Consider the following 21,231-nt stretch of genomic DNA (forward strand, 5'->3'; position numbering starts at 1 on the left):
GCGGCTGCGTCGCGGTCCGCGGCGCGCTCGAGCAGATCCTTGCGCTGCGCCTCGAAGCGGCCGAGCAGGTCGAGGCTCGTGCGCACGCTCGCCTGGCAGACCTGCAGGGCTTGCTGGTCGCGCTCCTGCTCGCGCTGCCAGCCCAGCACCTCGGCCAGACGGACCTCGGCCGCCCTGGCCTGCTGCCGGTACGCCTCCCAGATGCGCTCGCCCTCGTCGCGCGCCTGTTCTTCCCGCAGCTGCCCGAGCCGATCGACCTGCTGGCGGTACTGCCGGATCCGGCCCTGCAGGTCGGCGTGCTCGCGCTCGAGGCGCTCGTGCGCCTCCAGCGCCGTGGCGTAATCGCCGGTGGGCCGGCCCGTGGCGGTCAGCAGGCGGGCGCGCTCCTTGGTGATGCGCGCGATCAGCGCGTCCCCCGCGCTGCTGGTCACCTCGCCGAGGCTGCTGCCCAGGACGGACTTCAGGTGCCTGCCGGCGTGCTCGACCGGCTTGTGGATGTCCTGCCCGGCGCCCTGCTCGATCCACAGCAGGCCGGGGATGCCCCAGTGCTCCGGCCGGCTGGCCCCGCGCCCGGGGAACTCGAAGCCGAGCAGATCGGCAAGCTTGTCCTCCGCCTCCTCGCCGCTGAACGCGACGCCGTCGACGCTGACGTCGCAGCGCTTGCGCTTGAGGAAGCTCTTGACCAGCTTCCAGCGCTTGCCCTGCCATGCGAACTCCAGCTCGACCGTCGGGGCGGCGGCCGAGTCGCCCCAGGGCTGCAGGTCCTCCACGCTGGACGACTTGTAGCGCTCGAAGAACGCCGCGCGGATCGCGCGCACCAGGGTGCTCTTGCCCGACTCGTTGGGTCCGGTGAACAGGTTGATGCCGGCGTCGAGGTCGCGAACCTCGACGGGCTGGCGGAAGCGGCGCAGCTGTTCGACCTTCAGGCGCAGCAGCCTCATGCCGTCTCTCCCTGGCCGCGCGTCTCCAGCAGCAGCGCGGCGAGGATGGCCATGGCCTCGCGGGCGAGCTCGGCGTTCCCGCCCTCCTGCTCCTCGCGCAGCTCGGCGATCACCCTGCCCACGTAGCCGTCCGCATGCAGGGCGACGAGGTCGTCCTCGGTGGGCTGCAGGCGCAGCCGCGACAGGTCGGTGCGCAGGCTGCGGAACCTCGCCTCCGCCACCGACAGCGCGGCCTCGAGCTGCTGCCTGCCGAGCAGGTGGAGCTCGCCGGCGAGGCTCAGGTCGACCACGGCGAGCTCGGGCAAGGCCTGCAGTCGCGCGATCGTGCGCTCCAGGTCCGAGGCCACCGCCAGGCGCTCCTCCAGCTCGATCCAGGGGTGGCGCCCCACCGCCCGGACCTCCACCTTCGGCTCCGCGCCCACCGCGGGGATGTCCACCAGCAGCACGTTGCCGGGATCGTTGGCCTTGAAGCGGTCCTGCTCGGGCGTGCCGCTGTACCAGGTGCGCGCGTCGATCCGCCGCGTGCCGTGCCAGTCGCCGAGCGCGAGGTAATCCAGCGCGGCGCGGCTGGCGCGATCGGCAGCGATCGGGTTGGGCGAGTCGATGCCCTCGGCGAGCACGCCCTGCACGCTGCCGTGGGCGAGGCCGACGCGCACCAGACCCGGCGCCGTGGCCGCGTGGTCGAACCACGCGGTCTCGTCGGCTGCGGTCTGGCGCTGGGTGAGCGGCGCCGGCAGCACGGCGAAACCACGCTCGGCGAACGCCATCACCTGCGCGTTCAGCGCCAGATGCACGTTGGCCGCCACGGCGCCGAGGCGGCGCGCGCGCGTCCATACGCTCTCGGCCAGCGCGGCGTCGTGGTTGCCGGGGATCAGCACCCACGGCCCCGCATACGCCCCCATGGCGTTGAACAGCCGGCGGATCGTGCGATCGGACACCGTCTGCGCATCGAAGACGTCTCCGGCCACCAGCACCGCATCCACCGACTCCTGGTGCGCGATGTCCGCCAGGCGCTCGACCGCCGACAGGCGCGCCTCGGCCAGCGCCAGCGCGTCCTCGGGCGCGAAGCGTGCGTACTGGCGGCCGATCTGCCAATCGGCGGTATGAAGAAAGCGCGGCATCGTCCGGTCCCCCGTATTTGAGGAAAAGCTCCAGCGAGAAGTCCTGCGTGCGCGGCCCGGAGCGCGGGGCGCGCGATTCCGCAGCCCCCGTCGGCAAGCCCGGCCGCTGCAGCGACCCATTTGTCACAGGCCGGCATGTTACACGCCGTCCGACCCCGCCACAGCCCTAGCTCCGCGCCCTGCGCAGGGGCTCCAGCAGGCCGCCGAGGTCGTTGTGGTCGAGCTCGTGCATCAGCGCCAGCAGCTGGCCCAGCTGCCCCGGCGGGAAACCCTTGCGGGCGAACCACGCGAGGTAGTATCCCGGCAGATCCGCGATCACCCGCCCCTTGTACTTGCCGAAGGGCATCTCGCGGGTGAGCAGCAGCTCCAGGTGTTCAGGATTCATCCGTTCGATCCGCTTTTTCGTAGCCCACAAGGCGCGCGGCCGCGTGCGCCGGCGCTCCACTCTCCCACAAGGTGACCCGCTTGAGCCCCCACTCCTCCCCAGGCCTCGTCTTCGACACCCCGCCCATCGAGCTCGAGACCGGGCCCGATCCCCGCTACAGCGTCATCTGGATGCACGGCCTGGGCGCGGACGGCAGCGACTTCGAGCCCATCGTCCCGGCGCTGGGCCTGCCGCGCAGCCCTGCGGTGCGCTTCATCTTCCCCCACGCCCCGCATCGTGCGGTGACCTGCAACGCCGGCTATGTCATGCGCGCCTGGTACGACATCGTCTCGCTCGCCCCGCACAGCCGCCAGATCGACGAGGCCGGGCTGCTCGAGTCGCGCGCGCTCGTCCGCCAGCTGATCGAGCGCGAGGCCGAGCGCGGCGTGCCCGCCGGGCGCGTCATCCTCGCGGGCTTCTCGCAGGGCGGCGCCGTGGCCTACCTGACCGGGCTCACCCACCCCGAGCCGCTCGCGGGAATCATCGCGCTGTCGACCTACGTCCCCAGCCCCGCGCTGCTGATCGACGGCTTCGAGGAGGCGAATCGCCGCACGCCGGTCTTCGCCGCCCATGGCACCCACGACGACGTCGTCGCGCCCGAGCTCGGCCGGCAGGCGGTCGAGGTCCTCCGCCAGCTGGGCATCGAGCCCGAGTGGCACGGCTATCCCTTGCCGCATTCGGTGAGCCTCGAGGAGATCACCGACATCGGGCGGTGGCTGGGCGCCATCCTGCGGGCGCCGGGCCATCACGACGGCTGATCGCGCGACACGAGCGGCGACTCCGCTGCGCTCATGGCGGCCCCGCGGGCGCCGCGCGACAGCCTGCGCTCACCCGCTCGCCGCGCAGCAGCTCACGCATCCCCTGCCCGCTGCGCTCGATGCGATAGACGCGGAAGGGGTCGTCCTCGTTTACATGGCGGTCGAGATAGCCGCTGAAGTACAGCGCCAGTCCGCCCGGCGCCCACGCCGCATCGACCACGGTGACGTGCTCGGCGCTCAGGCGCAGGTTCTTGCCGCGGCCGAGGAAGCGGTCGTGGACAAACAGCGCGGTGTTCGGCTCGTGCATCGCCTGTCGGAAGCGCGCAGTGCCGGGCACCCCGAGCGTATAGGCGAACGCCGTCGGGTCCCGCGGCGAGGGCAGCACCCGATCCGTGCTGGAGATCGTCTCGGCCTGCGCACCGAGCATGCGCGCGAGCGGGATGGATTCGCGCACGCCGCCGCCATCGGCCGCGACGAGCGCGTAGTGCTCCATGTCGTGCACACCGATCGCGCTCCCGTCCGCGAGCCAGCCCAGGCTCCACCACTGGTGGTTCTCCGCGTTGGTCGCGCTGGCGAGCCGACGCGCCGGGCTGCCCGGCTCCACCACCATCAGGTGGCTGCGAAAGCGCGCGTCGGTGAGGATGAACGCGAGCCGCGAGCCATCCGGCGACCACGCCGCCTCGGAGATGGCGTCGCCCTCGCGTCCCGCATGCACCCGCTGCGCGTCGCCGCCCGCGAGCGGCAGAACGTTCAGCTGCACCGCCTGACCCGTGTCGGCGGCGGGCCGCGTGCAGTACGCGAGCCGCTCCGCGGCCGCGTCGAGTGCGGCGCAGCCACCTTCGACCACCTCGCGCGCCGGACCGGACGCCTGCCACAACAGGATGCGCCCCCCGTCCTCCACGGCGAGCACCGGCTCGCAAGCGGCGGCGGGGAGGCCCGACAAGCCGGGCACGGCCAGCAGCAGCGCTGCCGCGGAAACATGCCGGCCGCGCGAGCGCAGCGTGGGAAAGGTCGACAAGGTCATTCGGGTCAGCCCCGACGGCACCCTCTGGCAGCTCATCGAAGGCGGGGCAACGGCCAGGCGACCGAAAGCCTTGCAGATCGAGACCGTGACGAGGTGGAAGAACGGCACAAAAAAACCGGCTCCAGGCCGGTTGTTCTGCGGGATTTCGGGGGTTCGCATCTGCAGGCGATTTTACGTACAGCCTCCAGCACCGACCGCCAAATCCTTGTTTTCATGGCGCGCCCGAGACGATTCGAACGTCCGACCCTTCGGAGGATAGGAGCATTGTGGACGTATCTTACGTACACAATCGGTCACTTTTGTAATAAAACTGCACACAGCAAGGGTTTCGGGTAACCTCGGCATTTCTCGACGGCCACTTCAAGACCCATCTTGCCGACATATAAGCCCGCACAGCACGAGTCCACAAATCAAAGCGGCGACTCTCCGGGCCACGTCCGTCTGACCCCTGCTCTCCCCACAAATCAATGGGTTGATCTCTTTGCTTGGGCGCATCTGAATGACGTCAGCGCTGCGCTCTTCCTTCTGCTGGACGCCACCGTGGCGATCGTTCGTCCGGGCGTGGTCGGCTCCGTTCTCCACTTCGTTGGCCGACCACACATCCTCGAAACTCTCGAGTCGTGGTCGCTCGAGAACACATACGCAGCGCAACTCCACCCTCTTGTTCGGCGGCTGGTCTCAGAGCCTGAGAAGCATTTGATTTCCGCAAGCCGAGTAACCGACATGCGACGAGACCCAGTGGCCTGCGATGCGCAGGTGCTGTGGGGTGTTCGAGGCCCAGCCAAGCGTCTGTGAGGGCAGATCCGGGGTTTTCAGGCGGCGGGTTTTCATTTCAGGCACCTCTTATGCCAGCGCTGCGGCGATTTTGGACGCACCGCTACCTCGACCGAGCATCTGCGGCGCGATCTTGGCCATGCGCATCAAGTTGTGCGCCAGCGCGTACAGGTAGGCCACCGCTCGAACCTTGCCCAGCCCGCGCACAGGCATGCGCTGCAGTCCGCGGTTGCGCGCCAGTGCGTTGACGCACTCGGCCGTGGCCGCGCGTTGCTTGTACACATCCTTGATCTCGTCGCCGGCCATGCGCGCACGCCACTGCGCCACCGGCTCGGAGTCCCCTTCCTTGCGCCGGTACTTGTCCGGCGGCGGGCGGGCGTCGTCGTCGCGCTTGTCTGCCTTGCGCCTGGGCTCGGGCACCGGGGCGATGACCTCGGTCTGGCCTTTCGTGTGCGCATGCACCGCCTCAATCTGCTCGTGCGCGGGAAAGCCCCCATCGACCAGCCATTGCCCGGGTACGGTGCCCGTGCGCTCGATGACCTGCTCGAGCATCGGCGCCATCTGCGCCATGTCGCTGCCGGTGTTGCTCACCTCCACCCCGACGATGACCTGGTCCTCGCACGTTGTGGCCAGTTGTACGTTGAACGCTGGCCGGTAGCCGCCGTCGCCCATCTTCATCACCCGCGCGTCGGCATCCGTGGTGCTGGCTCGTGCCTGCTCGGGCTTTTCACCGTTGCGCCGCTTGGCCGCCTGCACCTGCGGCAGTTGCTCCAGCGCGGCGCGGATGCACTCCTCGCGCTGCTGCGCGGCACGCTCGCGCGCAGCCTGCGCCCGGCGGCTGGCCGCTGCCGGATCGGCCGCGGCGCGTTTCTTGATGTCATCGACCAACTCGCCGGCCTCGGCCAAGTGCTGCTCGAGGCTGGCCTGCCGCCGAAACGACGCTGCGCCCGCATCGGCACGCACGCGCATGCCGTCCTGCGCCACGCGCTCCAGGCTGATCGCCCCAGCCGAGGCCAGCGCAGCGACATTGGCCGTGAGCACTTCGTCCATCAAGCTCTCGTTGCCTGAGCGAAAGTCGTTGAGCGCGTGGTAATTCACCGACACGCCACCGCAGATCCAGCGGTAGGCGTCGCTCTCGCGCGTGAGACGGGCAATCTCCCGGCCGCTGCCCACCGCATCGAGCGTGGCGTACAGCCACAGCGCGAACAGGATCCGCGGGTCGATCGCCGACCGTCCGGCGTTGCTGCCACGGGCCTTGATCGATTCGATCAACCGGCTCAGGTCCTGCCGCTCGACGTAGCCCCACACCAGCCGAGCCCGGTGATCCTCACCCAGCAGCGACTCCAGGTCCGAGGCGCGCAGTTCGATCTGCCCGCGGTTGGGCTGCAGCAACCGCGGCGGGCCTTGCCGGCGTGAAGCCGCCCGCGCCTGCTTCGCCGCGATCACCTGTTGTTCCTCGACAGCCGGCAGCTCATCGAACAGGCTGGCCGGCGATCCGTTATGACGTTCGGTCTCGTTCATGTCTCGGAGCATGCCAGTCCCAGCACAAACAGGCGAGATTGGAGAAAAACTCTCACGCTCTCAGCCCCTGAGATCCTCTCCACATACCCTCCGCTCGACGACGCCCGCCCGGCCAGCCAACGCTTTCATGGCAACCTGGAGAGCGCTTATGTTCTCGCGCTCCTGGCAACCCGGAATCCCTATCCACGTAACGACACGATCGCGCGTATTGCCTATGATCGACTGCGCCTCTGGCTGTTGCTGCATGCTGCTGAACGCGTCGATGCTGGCAGTCTTTGCGACCTTGCCATACGCGATGTTGCGACCCGCCTTCGCCTTGCGGGGGATGACGACCCCTACTGGCGGACGGTCGTCGACGATCTACCGGCGCAAACGCTCACCCTCGCCGCCCTTGAATTCCGATTGCAGCGCACGACCGAGCGCCGCCTCCGCCTCAGCCCGCAGCAAACCGAGCGCAGCTTCCTCCGTAACCTTGGCCGTATTGCACGGCATGAGTCTCACCCGGATCCGAGAAACGCACCGCCCCGAATCGTTGCGCCCGCACAGCCTACCCTGCGAAGTCCCGCGAGCCTTTCGCCCCTCCGGCTTAACTGGGAAACGGACGACGAAGTTGAGGGTGTTCCCGTACCGCAGCTGCTCACGGGATTCGGACCCGACGGCACCACGATGCTGGAAACCGAGGTCCCCATCGATGCGACGTTGGCACGTCAGCGCCTGCACGCCTCCTCGGTCATACTCGCAAGCGTGGAGGAAAACCAGTTTCTCCCATGGAGCTGGGACAAACCGATGCCTCACGAATTACGCACGATCAGCGCATGGATTGAGGAAACCTTAGAGTGGAAGGGGCCCCTGGCAGAGCGAATCGTTGCGGCAGTCGCGTGGATTGCATTGAGAACGGGGCGCTCGCTGCGCCGGGTTCTTGAAATGCGCATTGGTACCACTGCCGACGAAGAATGGTCCTTCGATCCTGTGGGTCATCTGCACCGGCTTCCTCCACGGCGCGAGAACAGCTGGAAACCTGACGCTGAAGCCCGCGCCTGGATTGTTCCGCTCGCAGACCGGCACATCATCCCGATGCCGGCCAACGTCGCCAACACCATCCGCGATTGCATCGGGAAAAGCCACGAGTCACCAACCCTGGGGGATCTTGCCAAGCCGAGCACAGTACTTCGCAGTTTTGGCGACGCGATGCGTGATCGATGCCCGCGAATCACGAGCGGCATGCTAGCCCGCGTACTTCCCCTCGATCTTCACCAGCGGACGACCGATGGCATTTTTGCACGGATGTTCTGCCGACATCCGCAATCGGGACTCCCGGGCGCCGCCGCGTACCCAAGCTGGCTTTCGGAGTATCTGCCGACGGTCATCGGCAGTTCCGACTTGCACGTGAACGACGGAGACACCCTGATCACGAACGCGATGGGTAGCCGCCTCGATACGGTCGAGTCGCTCTTGGTCTCGGAGATCCGCCGTGCGGGAATGCGCCTGCTCAGGAGACGACGTCGCGACAACATCGAGTTTCACAATGCGCTGACCGCCTACCTCGTCGTTGCCCTGCACGCCGCCACGGGCGTTCGTCCGGTGCGCACGGCATTCGAATCCATTCGGAACTTCGATCTGACCGAGCGATTCGCCTTCGTCGAAGACAAAGCCAGTGGCGCATCGCGCCAAGGACGACTCGTCCCGCTGCCGACAATACTCTGCCAATACCTCAGCGACCGTTACCTCACCTACCTGTGCGACCTAGCCGACGCGATTGCCGAAGCCGGCGATCCGGTTCTCGGAAGCGCAATCCGCAGTGCAGCGACGGGCACGGAAAATCTCGTTCCGCTGTTCTTCGGACTGAGACGCGTCGGCGGGACACTTGTCTGGGAGGAAGTCGGCGAAGCCTTCATCGAACAGCAGAATCTCTTCCGGTGGCCGCTGCCGCTGCGCCACTTTCGGCACCGCCTCGCGACACGCCTCAGGCGCCGCGGCGTCGACACTGAAATCATTGACGGGATTCTCGGACACGCGGAACGCGGCAGTGCCAGCTACTCCGATCGCTCCGCGCGAATCTGGCAGGAGGACATCGAGCGGGCGCGGGAACATCTCGAATCCGACTTCGCAGCTCTCGGATTCCTGCCTGTTCCACTATCCATCGCGTCCGACACCCCGCCCCTGACCGGCCTGACATCGTCCGGCCCTCACCTGCACGGCCCTCACGCATTTGGGAAGAGCGCGCGCACGCTCATGCGTCGCGAACGACTTCGTGCCGCCGTCGCAAGCGCGACCGAGATCATCGACCACACGTGCGCCGGACGGGATCTGGCCGGGCTCGATCCGGACGCACTGACCGACCTCGGACAAAAGCTCCTTTTCAACAGCAACGGCCTCCCGCATGCAAGCGGCACGCTGCGTTACAGCGTCATGTTGCGACGCCTCGAACGCGCGCAGCGACGCCACTCTCATACGATTCGATTGAAGCGGATCTACGTCGCATTAGAGAACGAGGGCAGCTGCTTCAAGTCCCTGGCCTGCGGCGCGAGCCGCGTGTCGAGCGTGCTTGGTGGGGAACTCGCCCGCATTGCTCTACCGCGGGACCCAAAGCGCGCGGTCAAGCGGTCGCTCGCCCTCGGCACGATCCATCTCATCCTGGAGTCTCGACTCTGCGACCGGGAGGCACTCTCCAGCATCCTGCACGGACGCAACTTTCGCATCGTCGGTTTCCGCGAGCAGCACTACCTGGAATACGGACCAACGGTTCGCGACGGTGGCGCTGGTGCCATCTGTCGGCGCTATTCGATCTCGCATCGTACTGCGCAACTTCTCGCCGAGGCGAGTCGAAACGAACAACTCACCAACGCTTCCGACCGCCCCCTCGAGCCAGCGCTTGAGCCCATGAAGGCCACAATCCGTGACCATCTACCACGTGCCGACACGATCAGAACGAATGGCGAATTTGCCGCCGCCTTGGCCATTATCGTGGATCAACTCAATGTCATGACCATGCCAGGGATCGCGGCCGGCTATCTGGCCGGTCGCGTCGAGTCGTGTTCGGTCACCTGGTACGATTTCACCCGACTCCAGGATGGACTCTCGCGCGATTTCGGGGACTCGCCCGGAAAACTCGACCTCGCAACCTACCTCGCCGCGGGTGTCGATGTCACGAAGACACCGGACAGGGCGAACAGCTCATCGCTGCAGGACGCCGGCCGAAAACTGATCGCTCGCGTTCGGGAACTGCTCAATGCAGAGCGTGACGACACCCGTCATGGGCGCGAAAAACGCGCAAACCTTTCGGGCCGCCTGATCGAGCATGTGAAGGCAGCAGGAAACGACGCATCGCAGGCGCCGCTCGCCCTTGCGGCATGGACCGCCGATCTACTTACGCGGCACCGCCGCGGCGGCGGATTCCTCGCGATTTCTGCAGTGCTACGCTACTTGGACGCACTCGCCCGCGCATTCCTCGAAACCCTGCCGGACACACCGCTCACCGAACTCGACGACGAAGAGATTACCGAGGCCTACACGAACGTAATCGAATCCGTCCCGCTTCGATCCCGTCACTACAGTCGGAACCGCCTGCGCGAGTTCCACCAATGGCTGTCGCTCCAGACACCCATCTCGGAACCGGAGTGGTCCGAGATCCCGGGCGCCGAGGCCGATCCGGCAACAAACCCTGCGCTGATTTCAGAGCGGGACTATCTGCTCGCGCATGGGCGCCTCGCGTCCGAATCCGACAACGCCCCTGCACGTTTGCTCCTGCTGCTCGCCTATCGCCTTGGCCTGCGAGGAGGAGAGGCGCTCGGACTGCTGCGATCGGAGCTCTATATTCAAGGGGCAAACTTTGTCGTGATGGTTCAGAACAATCGCCTGCGGAAGATCAAAACAAAGCAGACTTCGCGTCGCCTCGTGCCCCTCAACGACACCTTGACCGACGACGAGCAGGCTCTCATCGACCGCACACTTGCTCAGCTCGAGGCCACTCACGGTTCTGATCTCGATGTCCCGCTATTCGGCAAACTCGCAACCGGCGGCAGCGGCGGGGCGAAGCTACGCCGTAGAGTGATCACCCACCTCAAGGCGGCCACCGGCAATCCGCGCACTAACCTGCACCACGCCCGCCATACCGCGGCCAACCGCCTCGCAGCGCGCACGTTCGGGGTAAGCATTCCAGGCCTTCATGCAAATGAATTTCCGGATGTCAGCACCCGCCGGCTGCTGCTCGGCACTGAACGCCCCACCCGCCGAGCGCTGCCTGCCGTCGAGCGATGGCTCGGCCACGGGCAATCCGGTACGACCGTGTTGTACTACCTGCATCTGCTCGATTTCTGGTGTGAGCAGCTGACAGGCCGGGAGAGTCCGACGAGCGATGCGCGGATCGAGGGGGTCACGTATCTGGATGACTTTCCACCCCGCGCTGCCGACGCCAAACGGGCGCCTTCGGGCACGGTGGCTCAAACTCCTGCCCAGTTCCTGATGCTCCTGCGACTTCTGACACGCGGCCATGATCTCGTGACGGCGGCAGAGCGCCTCGGCCTCGACATCGATCTCGTGGAGCAAGTTGTTCGTGCGGTGGATACGATGGCATCAAAGTTTCGCTACTCGCGGTCAGCCCGGGCGCACATGCCGAGTTCGCTCGAAGCGACCCCGGCGCTGGCAAACCTACTGACACGCATACCCGATTCGCGCTGGAGCGACCTCATCACACATACCGCGATTCGCGCGGCGGCAAACCCGACTCTTCCCACAATGGGTGACATCCAGGCGCTTATCGGCCCGTCGCGACAACTCCTGATGTGGACATCAGCGCATTTCACGCTCGTACGCAGTTGGCTCGACTGGCTCGGCCTGTCCGAGGCGGAGATCACCGTGGCTCATACGCCGCGATGCCGCGAATCCCTGATCGCGGCAGCCCGCCAATCGGGATTCTGCTCAATCGAAGCCGACAAGATGATCCCGAAAATTCAGATCGACCCAGCCCGCACGGGCCCCAACGACGAGTTCCGCGTCGAGGCCCGCCTCGCGATTCAACTCCGCGAAACCGAGCACCCGATCCGGCACGCCGCGGAATTGTGCCTCGTGCTGCTTGTCGCCAGCCTCACCGGCCGCACGATGGCAACCTGACGACGGTTCTCAATTTTCCTTTGTCGTCTGTGCGCGTAACAATTTCAAACGCCTGCGTGTGGCGGACCTGCAGCAAACCCGCGAGCGTCCCGAAATCGTCATGGGACTCATAATGCCCATCGATCCGTTCCCCGTCCTCGGTGAACAGGCGGACGGAGAAATCTCTGAACCCAAGTGCGTCCACAATCGCTTGAACTTCGCGAGTACTTTCATCTCCAACCGCGCCGGACGCCGGCGGGCGTAGAGGCCCCTGGGCAATAGCCACGACCTTCTCATCCGCGTTTTCAAGGGTGACAGAATGGCGAATCGATTTCCCAAGAGCCCTTGCACATTCCGCGCCAGCCCTGTCAATCTCTTGAAGTCGATCCTCCGTAAAGTCTGCAAGCGGCTCGGCTACGGGATAAAGATCACCCTGCCCTACCGGGGCCCTCGGTTTCAAGGCCTCAGCAAATTTCTCGAGCGCCGAATCGATCATGAGAGACGTCTCCCCCGAGATTGCCGCGTCCCCCCAGATTACGACAGACGGGACCATGGCACTGGTGCCCGGCACGCCCCTGAGCACTTGTCCCACCTCAACACATCCAGCGTCAACTAGGCCGAGGTCACGCAGCAGTTGCTCCACCCCCGCCGCGATGGCATCTAGTTGCTGCCAATCAACCAGACTAAATTGACCTGCAATCGTCCCGTCGTCAATTTGACGAATCGTTACGACCCGCCTCTGCGAGAATGAACAAATCACCTGCCTCATCCAAAGCCCCATTTAGTACCTGATAACAATATGCCGATCCTGCCAAAGCATCGAAGGCGCGACACGGGGTGCCAACGCGTGGTCACCATGTTCACCTCCTTCAATACTCGGGCCGTCGGTACATCGTGCCCCGGACGCGGCGAGATGTCCGCGCGTTAAACGAGTGTTTTCCCCACGTATAAAGTGGAAAAGTCGAAAACCTCCACGGAGACGCTCTGGATTGCACAATCCACACCATGTGACAGGCCCGTATCACCAGTTTGGATACGCAGACCGCTCGAGCTCGACAGTTGAGTTCGAAAGAATTTTCTCTCATAAAGCGCACCTTCAAGAATGCCACTACAGCTGCGCCAACCACTCTGGCGTCGCTGACTTTCCTACCCCCAGCGCAAGAAGCCCCTCGTTCTGTGCCGTTCTGAACGTCGATACACCCTGCATTTTCTCGCCGCAGTTCAGGCGGATGCGGTGATGCTGGATACGCTGCAGTTGTTCGAGAGTTCACTCAAGCAGGCGGTGACACAGTGGGCCGATGTCGATTTCGGGCTTGAGCACCTTGAAGCCCCCCCTCAATGGAATTTCGGCGAGCGACTTATAGCGCTAGACCACGTTCGGCGCGGCGAGGCCCTCAGCACTGGTAATCAGCAGCAGCTTGCCGTCCATCATTTCGGCAAGCCGCTTCGCCTTGTCGTCGATTTGGTCGGTGCCCGAGTTCGGCAAGAACGTCGCGCCCATCAAGGTCTGGGTTCCGTCCAGATTACGTAACGACCTGGAAGCGCTGGCGGCCCACGTCGACATCACGCTCTCGCAGTACGTGCGCGAAATCGTGATCTCACGCCTGCTCGGGCACGGCGCCCTACCGAAACGGCCACAGATGCTCGAGGCTGCGCCGCTGTCCTCTGTTGAAGATTGGTGCGAGGGACGTCAGGTGCCGATGCGGTTGGCCACAGAAGAAGAGTTCTGGGATCACCCACACGGCGAGCACACGGTGGAGTGGAAGGATGAGCCGACTTCGTCGGCATGAGCCATCCGCCGCAATGGCTTTGACTGGTGGGGTACGGGCGGTTGCCCCCGCGAAACCGACCTCAATGTGATGCATAGCAGCAGATCGGGCTCGTGGGACGGTGCGGGTTGTGGCGAAAACCCAGACGGCCTCTGGAGAATTCGTCGTCATTCCGCAGGGCCATCGGGGCCGACCTTGTACCCCATCGCACGGTAACCGCGCTGCCGCTTGTCCCACATCCGCAGTAACGCCGGATGACCCGCATCCACGAAATCGATGATCCGTACGTCGGTCTTGCTAGCGTGCTCCCGGTGCAGGCGTCCGGCGTACTGCTGCAGAGTGCCCTTCCAGGACACAGGCATGGCCAGCACCAACGTGTCGAGCGGCGGGTGATCGAAGCCCTCGCCAACCAGCTTCCCCGTCGAAAGAAGGACGCGCGGCGCGTCGGGCGGCAGTGCATCCAGGTCAGCAACCAGCGCCGCTCGCTGCTTTCTGGACATTCGACCGTGCAGAACGAAAGGCGCGGGCTCCAATCCATCAAGGGCTGCCTTGATCGCATCAAGGTGTTCAGTACGTTCGGTCAGGACCAGCACCTTGCGCCCCTGCCCGAGGGCATCGCGCACCTCGTCGGCGATAGCTTCAGTTCTGGCCCGGTCATTGGCGAGATGCCGAAAAACGTCCTGGATGCCTGCATCGGTCGGCAGGTCGATCCGTGCGAAGCGCGAACGCGGCAGCACTTCGAGATCGTGCGGTGCACCGACTGGCTTCGCCGCCGTGTATCGGATCGGCCCGCACTGCATGAAGATGATGGGCTGCTGACCATCACGGCGGATGGGCGTTGCCGTCAGTCCCCGCACGTATTTGGCCTTGGACCGTTTCAGGATCGCGTCGAATGACACTGCGCCGACATGATGGCACTCGTCCACAATCACCTGCCCGTAGTTTTCGACCAGTGGGTTGACCTCGCCCTGGCGGGACAAGGATTGCATAACGGCGATGTCTATCTTGCCCGTGGGCTTGGCCTTGCCACCGCCAATGGTGCCGACCACACCCTGACCAACACCCAGGAAGGCTTGCAGACGCTCCTGCCACTGCTTGAGCAGTTCTGTGCGATGCACCAGCACCAGGGTGTTCACGCCCCGCCGCGCGATCATTGCGGCGGCGGTGACCGTCTTGCCGAAGGCTGTCGGAGCGCAGAGCACGCCGGTGTCGTGGTGCAGCATTCCGGCAACTGCGGCTTCCTGGTCCAAACGCAAAGTGCCGGCAAAGGCGACATCGATGGGGTCGCCGCCGAAGCGCTCATCCCGCAAATCACAGGCGATACCGTTGTCCCGCAGTAGATCCAGGGCAGCATCGAGGCAACCGCGAGGCAAAGCGATGTGCTGCGGGTAGTTCTCCGCATTGCCGACGACGCGCGGCTTGCCCCACACCGAGATCCGCATGGCCTGAGCCTTGTAGAACTCTGGGTTCTGGAAGGCGGCCAGACGAATCAGACGATTGGCGAGTACCTGCGGCAGTTGGGCCTTCTCAAAATAGATCAGGTTGGCCAGCGTCACGGTCAGGGACTTGGGCATCTGCCCGGCCAGCTTCTTGATTGACGTGCTCTGCCGCTTCCAAGGTGTGGCCAACTCTTCATCGTCGATGAATGTCACATCCAACGGGTGGACGCCGCCCGTCGCCAGCAGGATGGTCGGTTCGATGTCGTGCGGCGCCATCGGCCGGACGGACGCCAGGAACGCCCACTGATCCGGGTATGGCCGCAGGTCAGCATCAACGAATACGCTGCAGCCACTCCCGCGAGGCCGTTTCTGCAACGGTAAGGCGATCAGGTTGCCGAAGCCGCCCTTGGGCATCGTGTCCTGGTTCGGAAACAGGCGGTCGTAAGACTCCAGCTTCAGTTGCCGGGTACGCGAACAGGTATGGCTGATGATGGCCGTACCCAGGCGCCGGGCGTCACGGGCGGCAACGCGACTGGCGAAGAACACCCACGCGTGTGCGCCCTTGCCTGATCTTGAAATTTCCAGCGCGGCCGGAACGCCCAGTTCCTCGCAGGACTGCATAAAGGCGCGCGCGTCATCGCGCCAGGCAGCTTCGTCAAAATCGACCGCCAGGAAGTAACAGGTGTCATCTTCCAGCAGCGGATAGACCCCGACCGTGTGCTCGCCAGCAAGATGGTCATAGATCACGGCATCGGAGAGTGGGATCAGCAGGCGATTGGCGCAGTCGCCGCACTTGATGCGCGGCTTTTCGCACACTCCGGCACGCCACTCGTTTGCACAGGCCGGCGCGTAGCCCGATTGGCCCGTGGTCTTGCTTTCCCATCGGACCGGGTAGGCGTCCGTGCGACCGCGGAAAAGCCGTCGGAAGAGCGAGACCTTCTCTTCAGCGGACAGCCGCGCTGGCTCGACAGGCGATGAGGCTGGCCGCTGCTGCGCACGCCATTCGATGCCGTGCGATTCGAGCAGCGCGATCAGCCGGCCGTTCTCTGCGCGGAGCGCGCGGAGTTCATCGTGGTCCGCCATCGAATCCATGCTTGGCCAGCAGATCGTCCATGTTGTCACCGACACCATAGCCCAGGTTTTGGCCGAGGCGTCGGGCGACATGCAGGCCGACGTCGCTGTCGCGGCCCGTCGCGCACTCGCAGAAGAACACCATCAGCACGGCGAGCCCCTCCGGCTGGCCGATGGCCTTCTTCGCCTTGGCGACCGAGGCATCCTGGTTCTTGGAGACTTCGGCCCCCCATCTCAGCCTGGAGCGAAGCCAATAAACGGTCTCTGCACCCACTGTACGCACTCAGTGCAACACCCGCTGCCCGCCACAGCAAACCGAAAAACCACGCCCGCTACCACACGGACAAGGCTCGTCCTCGCGCCACGCCGAGGTTTCCTCCCCACGCGCGATCGCCCCCATCGCATGTCTGACCTCATGCTCGGTGATCCGCTCGGCAATTTCCTCCAAGGTACGGGGGAGCGCCTCGGTGAGCGCCTCGCACTGCGCCGGGCTCAGCGGCCTGTCCGGAACGGTGCGGCACAACGTTCGATCGACTTCGAGTGCGGGCTCCTGGGCGAGGGCCGCCAGCTGGTGAATCGGCCACAGCAGGGACGCCATATCTTGCAGGTCGCACAAGGACGACCACCGGTCCCAAGCATGCGCCATACCGCGCAAGAACCCCGCACACCACACGCAGCCATCCGCACGCTCCTCACCCCGGTGCGGATAAACCCGCACCATCGGCGAAAAGAGATAGTCGGGGTCATCGAGCTCGATATCGATGCTGGTCAGCATCTTGCTGACCAGTTCGCCCACGCGCCGGGCCTGGGGGACATGGTCGAGATCCAGTGGCGAACCTGGCATGGGGCTGAGAATCCACGGCAGCAGCGGCTCCGCTCGCGTGTCGCCTCCGCTCATGACCAGCGCCGACAGAAAGCCGTGTAAGCCATCGACCGGGAGCGATGCGCTCCCCCCCTCGACGGACGAAAGCAAGGCCTCCAGTTCTTCCAGCTCGGTTTCCGTCATCGTGTGAGGCTATCGATCGCGTGATCACGCGTGGATTCTACTGCCGAGCGGCTCGTCAGCACGCCGATGTTAGGCGATGCCTCATTTGTAGGCACATGCTGCACTGCCGGGGTCCGCAAGCCTCGAAACGATTTATCCACAGCTCCGCCCACACCCCTGTCCCCATCGACTGGGGACAAGGTCCGTGCGAGCCGTTCCGAACACCTTTCAAAATGATAACGCGGCTGTTTCGCAAGTAGAGCGGCGCCACAGCATGCCGTTTGCAGAATCCGTAGCGTCTTGGAGTACCGTTAATGCGGTGGTTCACCGCAGCTGAACACGTCCGCGACGTTCACTCGCCTCGGCGTTTCTCACTCCGTTGCGAATGTAGTAGCTTAAGCACTCAGCCAGCGGCGTCGCTGTTCGGCGCCACGCCTTGAGATATCCGATTGCAATGGAGCTTTCCCCAGGCGCTGTTTCCACAACCTGGGCGTTGAACTGCGCGACGTCGGCGGCCAGGTGTTGGCCAAGGCGCACAGCAGTACCTCGACGAGATCGTCGTACGGATCGATTTCATGCCGCCGACAGGTCGCAACAAGTGTGGACTACGCCGACATGCTGGCAGCCCTTCAGCGGGGTTGGGGAACCGCTGTCGCATCGCTGGCAGCCGGCCGTCTGCAACTGAGCAAAACGGCAGAACCAGTTCTGTCGGGTCTTTACCATGGAAACGCGATGAAAATGTTTGATGTGGTTGCCTCGCTGCAGGATTTTCCGCAGCAGCAGGTGGTGAAAGGTCAGGTCGGAACGGTAGTCGAGGAACTAGACAATGACCATGTTCTCGTCGAGTTCGCTGACGTGAACGGAGTCGCATATGCCATCGCTACCATTCCCATGGACCAACTGATGAAGCTCAAACACGCCCCCGCTTGACGGGCTGCGTAAGCGTGAATCTTCGGCCCGCGCCCCTTACAGAGTGGCGTTCCGGCCGGCATCTTGGCCCTCAAGGCTCCCTCTGTGAAGAACGTGCCAGCGCTCTATAGGGCCCCTCGAACAACCTGCCTTCCAATGCCTCAAGCCGCACCCCATCTAACATCCAAGCTCGCGATAGCGAATTCTCAGCTTTAGCAGGGAACCTTGAACAGACTGGAGCTGTGATCCTGAGGAGGTGCTTTCGCGCTGCTCCAGCGTTGCGAGGTCGCCGTCCAAATCGAAGCATTCCTGCCGCTCGGTAGGTCCAAGTTTGAGCCGTCGCCCAAAGAACTCCGTCTTCTTTGCATCCATACCCGTCAGTGGCTGCAACGCCTCCGCCATGATTTCACGGTGTCGCTCGACTCGAACATCATTGCCGATCCGTTCGCTTCCGGAAAGCTTGCTTACCCCCCGTGTGGGCTCGATCTGGATCCTCCGCGCTCCTAAGCACGGGGAGTCCGAGTAGGTCACCTTGCCCTCCACCTCACATCGAAAGACCGTTCGCGAAGGCTGCGGCAGACTTTGGGCCCATGCATCCATGCCCGGCGCGGCCATCAACAACAATCCGATCGCGACAAGTGCAAAACCTCTCTCTATGCGGCAGATTGTTTCGCGTACGACACTTCTCGACAGCATATGATCGTTTCTCAAGCAGCCTCCGTACAAATGAAGGTTCGCAGGTTGATGAACAACATTCCGACGCAATGGTCTAGTGTAGTGCTGCGCTCTTGAGCATACTTAATTGACGACTTCCGCTATCATGCTTCATGCATGCGGAGCGGAGGATCGAATGCGGGTTGCGCCAGAGATTGTTTTGACCGAGGACGAACGCGCGGAGTTGATGAAGCTGACGAGTTCGCGGCTCACGAGCGTCAGGTTGTCGCAGCGCGCCCGCATTGTGTTGCTGGCCGCCGAGGGCATGCAGAACCTGCAGATTGCGGAACATTTGGGCGTCGGGCGGATTCAAGTGGCCCGCTGGCGTGGGCGCTATGCCGAGATGCGGCTTACGGGGATCGAGCGCGACTTGCCACGGGGTGCGCCGCCGAAGAAGGTGGAGTTGGCGCAGTTGGTGGAGCTGACCACGCAGAGCAAACCCGAAACGGCTACGCACTGGAGTAGCCGCAAGATGGCGGCGAAACTGGGCGTTCACGCGACCACCATCTCGCGCCATTGGAAAGCGGCCGGCTTGAAGCCGCATATCGTGCGTGGTTTCAAGGTCTCGCGCGATCCGAAGTTTGTCGAGAAACTTGAAGACATCGTCGGTCTGTACATGGCCCCGCCCGAACACGCCTTGGTGCTGTGCTGCGACGAGAAAAGCCAGGTGCAAGCGCTGGATCGTACACAACCGTGTTAACGGCGGTCGATTCCCGCACAAATCCGGCGTCCACCGCCGGCACGGCACAGCATGACCTTGATCTGGTGAGCGGATAGCGGCTGTTTGCTTGATGGGGTCAGGGGCGTTGGAAGGCGCCCGTAGGGCGACTGGAAACGCCCCTGACCCCGGCGCGCCGATGGCGGGCGGGGTGTTCGTGCAATCGGGAGGGAGGGTGTTTGGCACCCGAGTGGCCGATGCGCGCACAATCGGGCTCGGCCTGTGGCAACGCAGGCGCGACACCGGCTCAAACCGCCAAGTCATCCCCAGTGTCGCGCCCCACACCCGCGCAAGGCTGCGCGGTCGTTGCGCCCGTAGTCTTTCACGAAGTGGGCGCTGGCGTCGAGTCTCCCACGGGCCTCAAGGCCCATGGAGTCGACCGGACGACGCTATCTCTGTGCCGCGTGCCGCGCGGCAGTGCTGATCTGCAGCCACTGTGATCGGGGGCAGCGCTATTGCGCCGCCGGCTGCGCCCAGCGTGCCCGCGCGGCCTCGCTGCGGGCAGCCGGCACGCGCTACCAGGCGAGCTTTGCGGGGCGCCTGGCGCACGCGCAACGCCAGCGCCGCTACCGCGCGCGACGCCAGGAAGTGACGCATCAGGGTTCCCCGCCGCCGGCCCCGCCTGTTGAAGTAAGGACCGCGCCGACCGTGCCCGAGTCCGTACCGTCCGCGAGCGGGCAGTGCCACCTGTGCCACCGTGTGCTGTCCCCGTTCGTGCGTCAGGACTTCCTGCACTCCCCGGTTCGGCGCCCCTGTCCGCGATCCGAACGGAGTCCGCCCCGCCATGGCCCTGTCCCCTGAACACGAAGCGCAGATCCTGCGCTACTACCACGCCGAGCGCTGGCGCATCGGCACCATCGCCGTGCAGCTCGGGCTGCACCGCGACACCGTCGCGCGCGTGCTCGCCCAGGCCGGCCTGCCCCGGCACGGCCCCGTGCAGCGCGCCTCGGCGATCGACCCCTATCTGCCCTTCCTCCACGACACGCTCGCGCAGTTTCCGCGCCTTACGGCCGCGCGGCTCTACGACATGGTGCGCGCACGCGGTTACCCCGGGCGCCCCGATCACTTCCGCCACCTCATCGCCCGCCACCGCCCGCGCCCGAGCGCCGAGGCCTACCTGCGGCTACGCACCCTGCCCGGCGAGCAGGCCCAGGTCGACTGGGGGCACTTCGGGCACCTGACGATCGGGCGCGCGCGCCGTCCGCTGATGGCCTTCGTCATGGTGCTGTCGTGGTCGCGCCAGATCTATCTGCGCTTCTTCCTCGATGCGCGCATGGAGAACTTCCTGCGCGGCCATGTCGGCGCCTTCGAATCCTGGGGGGCGGTGCCGCGCATCGCCCTCTACGACAATCTGAAGAGCGCGGTGCTCGAGCGTTGCGGCAACGCGATCCGCTTCCACCCGACCCTGCTCGCGCTCGCCGGCCACTACCGCTTCGAGCCGCGCCCGGTGGCGGTGGCGCGCGGCAACGAGAAGGGGCGCGTCGAGCGCGCGATCCGCTACGTGCGCGAGGCCTTCTTCGCCGGATGCGCCTTCGCCGATCTGGACGACCTGAACGCGCAGGCCCAGGCCTGGTGCGAGGGCGCCGCCGGTGCGCGGCGCTGCCCCGAGGACGCCTCGATGACGGTGGCCGAGGCCTTCGCGGCCGAGCGCGAGCGCCTGCTCGCGCGGCCCGAGACACCGTTTCCGACCGACGAGCTGCGCGCGGTGTCGGCGGGCAAGACCCCGTACGTGCGCTTCGACCTGAACGACTACTCGATCCCCCACACCCATGTGCGGCGCCCCCTCACCGTGTGCGCCGACCCGCTGCGGGTGCGCATCCTCGACGGCGAGGACGTCATCGCCACCCACGCGCGCAGCTACGACCGCCGCCAGCAGATCGAGTGTGCCGCGCACCTCGAGGCGCTCGTCGCACACAAGCACGCGGCCAGTGCGCACCGCGCCACCGACCGCCTGACGGCGGCCGTGCCCACCTGC

General features: G+C 65.2%; 16 protein-coding genes and 1 pseudogene. 6 read left to right on the forward strand and 11 right to left on the reverse strand.

Annotated elements, in window-relative coordinates:
- The 3 genes from C667_RS09830 to C667_RS09840 all read right to left on the reverse strand — a co-directional run.
- Positions 1-941: AAA family ATPase (locus tag C667_RS09830; protein WP_004361960.1), on the reverse strand; the 941-nt coding region annotated here is incomplete at its 3' end.
- Positions 938-2,062: a metallophosphoesterase family protein gene (locus C667_RS09835; protein ID WP_004361961.1), complete on the reverse strand. Its 1,125-nt coding sequence runs from the start codon at positions 2,060-2,062 to the stop codon at positions 938-940. The genes C667_RS09830 and C667_RS09835, both read right to left, overlap by 4 nt.
- Before the next feature lie 166 nt (positions 2,063-2,228).
- A complete protein-coding gene (locus C667_RS09840) occupies positions 2,229-2,447 on the reverse strand; it encodes a DUF3820 family protein (RefSeq protein WP_004361962.1) in 219 nt (72 codons plus the stop codon).
- Between the two features lie 80 nt (positions 2,448-2,527).
- Here C667_RS09840 and C667_RS09845 point away from each other — a divergent pair, with 80 nt between their 5' ends.
- Positions 2,528-3,244 (forward strand): alpha/beta hydrolase, encoded by a 717-nt coding sequence (locus C667_RS09845; RefSeq protein ID WP_004361963.1) that lies wholly within the window; start codon positions 2,528-2,530, stop codon positions 3,242-3,244.
- A gap of 31 nt (positions 3,245-3,275) precedes the next feature.
- On the opposite strand, the gene C667_RS09850 is transcribed toward C667_RS09845, so the two are convergent.
- On the reverse strand, positions 3,276-4,268 hold the full coding sequence (locus tag C667_RS09850) for a TolB family protein (protein ID WP_004361964.1): 993 nt from the start codon (positions 4,266-4,268) through the stop codon (positions 3,276-3,278).
- A gap of 843 nt (positions 4,269-5,111) precedes the next feature.
- Positions 5,112-6,563 (reverse strand): IS1182-like element ISThph1 family transposase, encoded by a 1,452-nt coding sequence (locus tag C667_RS09855; protein ID WP_004359038.1) that lies wholly within the window; start codon positions 6,561-6,563, stop codon positions 5,112-5,114.
- On the opposite strand from C667_RS09855, the gene C667_RS09860 reads away from it, so the two are divergent.
- Positions 6,543-11,672: a site-specific integrase gene (locus C667_RS09860; RefSeq protein WP_083881308.1), complete on the forward strand. Its 5,130-nt coding sequence runs from the start codon at positions 6,543-6,545 to the stop codon at positions 11,670-11,672. The two genes, C667_RS09855 and C667_RS09860, sit on opposite strands and share 21 nt — an antisense overlap.
- Here the strand turns inward: C667_RS09860 and C667_RS09865 are convergent.
- Positions 11,647-12,420, reverse strand: a complete 774-nt coding sequence (locus C667_RS09865) for a hypothetical protein (protein WP_157302274.1) — start codon at positions 12,418-12,420, stop codon at positions 11,647-11,649. The genes C667_RS09860 and C667_RS09865 overlap by 26 nt on opposite strands.
- A 339-nt stretch (positions 12,421-12,759) precedes the next feature.
- Positions 12,760-13,113, reverse strand: a pseudogene (locus tag C667_RS25015) (IS1634 family transposase); the annotation flags it as partial.
- Positions 13,114-13,120: 7 nt separating this feature from the next.
- Between C667_RS25015 and C667_RS25695 the strand changes: the two are divergent.
- Positions 13,121-13,441: a hypothetical protein gene (locus tag C667_RS25695; protein WP_157302277.1), complete on the forward strand. Its 321-nt coding sequence runs from the start codon at positions 13,121-13,123 to the stop codon at positions 13,439-13,441.
- Positions 13,442-13,587: 146 nt separating this feature from the next.
- Here the strand turns inward: C667_RS25695 and C667_RS09870 are convergent, their stop codons facing one another.
- The 3 genes from C667_RS09870 to C667_RS09880 are packed head-to-tail and all read right to left on the reverse strand — an operon-like array spanning position 13,588 to position 16,936.
- Positions 13,588-15,942, reverse strand: coding sequence for a TOTE conflict system archaeo-eukaryotic primase domain-containing protein (locus tag C667_RS09870; protein ID WP_004361968.1), 2,355 nt, complete (start codon positions 15,940-15,942; stop codon positions 13,588-13,590).
- Positions 15,926-16,204 (reverse strand): hypothetical protein, encoded by a 279-nt coding sequence (locus C667_RS09875; RefSeq protein ID WP_004361969.1) that lies wholly within the window; start codon positions 16,202-16,204, stop codon positions 15,926-15,928. Before C667_RS09875 ends, C667_RS09870 begins: the two co-directional genes overlap by 17 nt.
- Before the next feature lie 9 nt (positions 16,205-16,213).
- Positions 16,214-16,936 carry a UPF0149 family protein gene (locus tag C667_RS09880; RefSeq protein ID WP_004361970.1) on the reverse strand — a complete coding sequence of 241 codons (723 nt, stop codon included), beginning with the start codon at positions 16,934-16,936 and terminating at the stop codon, positions 16,214-16,216.
- A gap of 579 nt (positions 16,937-17,515) precedes the next feature.
- On the opposite strand from C667_RS09880, the gene C667_RS26820 reads away from it, so the two are divergent.
- Positions 17,516-17,845 (forward strand): DUF4926 domain-containing protein, encoded by a 330-nt coding sequence (locus C667_RS26820; RefSeq protein ID WP_370701713.1) that lies wholly within the window; start codon positions 17,516-17,518, stop codon positions 17,843-17,845.
- A gap of 156 nt (positions 17,846-18,001) precedes the next feature.
- Here the strand turns inward: C667_RS26820 and C667_RS25700 are convergent, their stop codons facing one another.
- On the reverse strand, positions 18,002-18,535 hold the full coding sequence (locus tag C667_RS25700; protein WP_157302279.1) for a DUF4124 domain-containing protein: 534 nt from the start codon (positions 18,533-18,535) through the stop codon (positions 18,002-18,004).
- A gap of 163 nt (positions 18,536-18,698) precedes the next feature.
- Here C667_RS25700 and C667_RS09890 point away from each other — a divergent pair, with 163 nt between their 5' ends.
- A complete protein-coding gene (locus C667_RS09890) occupies positions 18,699-19,238 on the forward strand; it encodes an IS630 family transposase (RefSeq protein WP_211207689.1) in 540 nt (179 codons plus the stop codon).
- An 802-nt stretch (positions 19,239-20,040) separates the two neighbouring features.
- The coding region (gene istA / locus C667_RS09895) for an IS21 family transposase (RefSeq protein WP_004361975.1) at positions 20,041-21,231 on the forward strand (1,191 nt) is incomplete at its 3' end.

Origin of the sequence: Thauera phenylacetica B4P, assembly GCF_000310225.1 — a bacterium.
In the GTDB taxonomy this organism is placed as follows: Bacteria; Pseudomonadota; Gammaproteobacteria; order Burkholderiales; family Rhodocyclaceae; genus Thauera; species Thauera phenylacetica.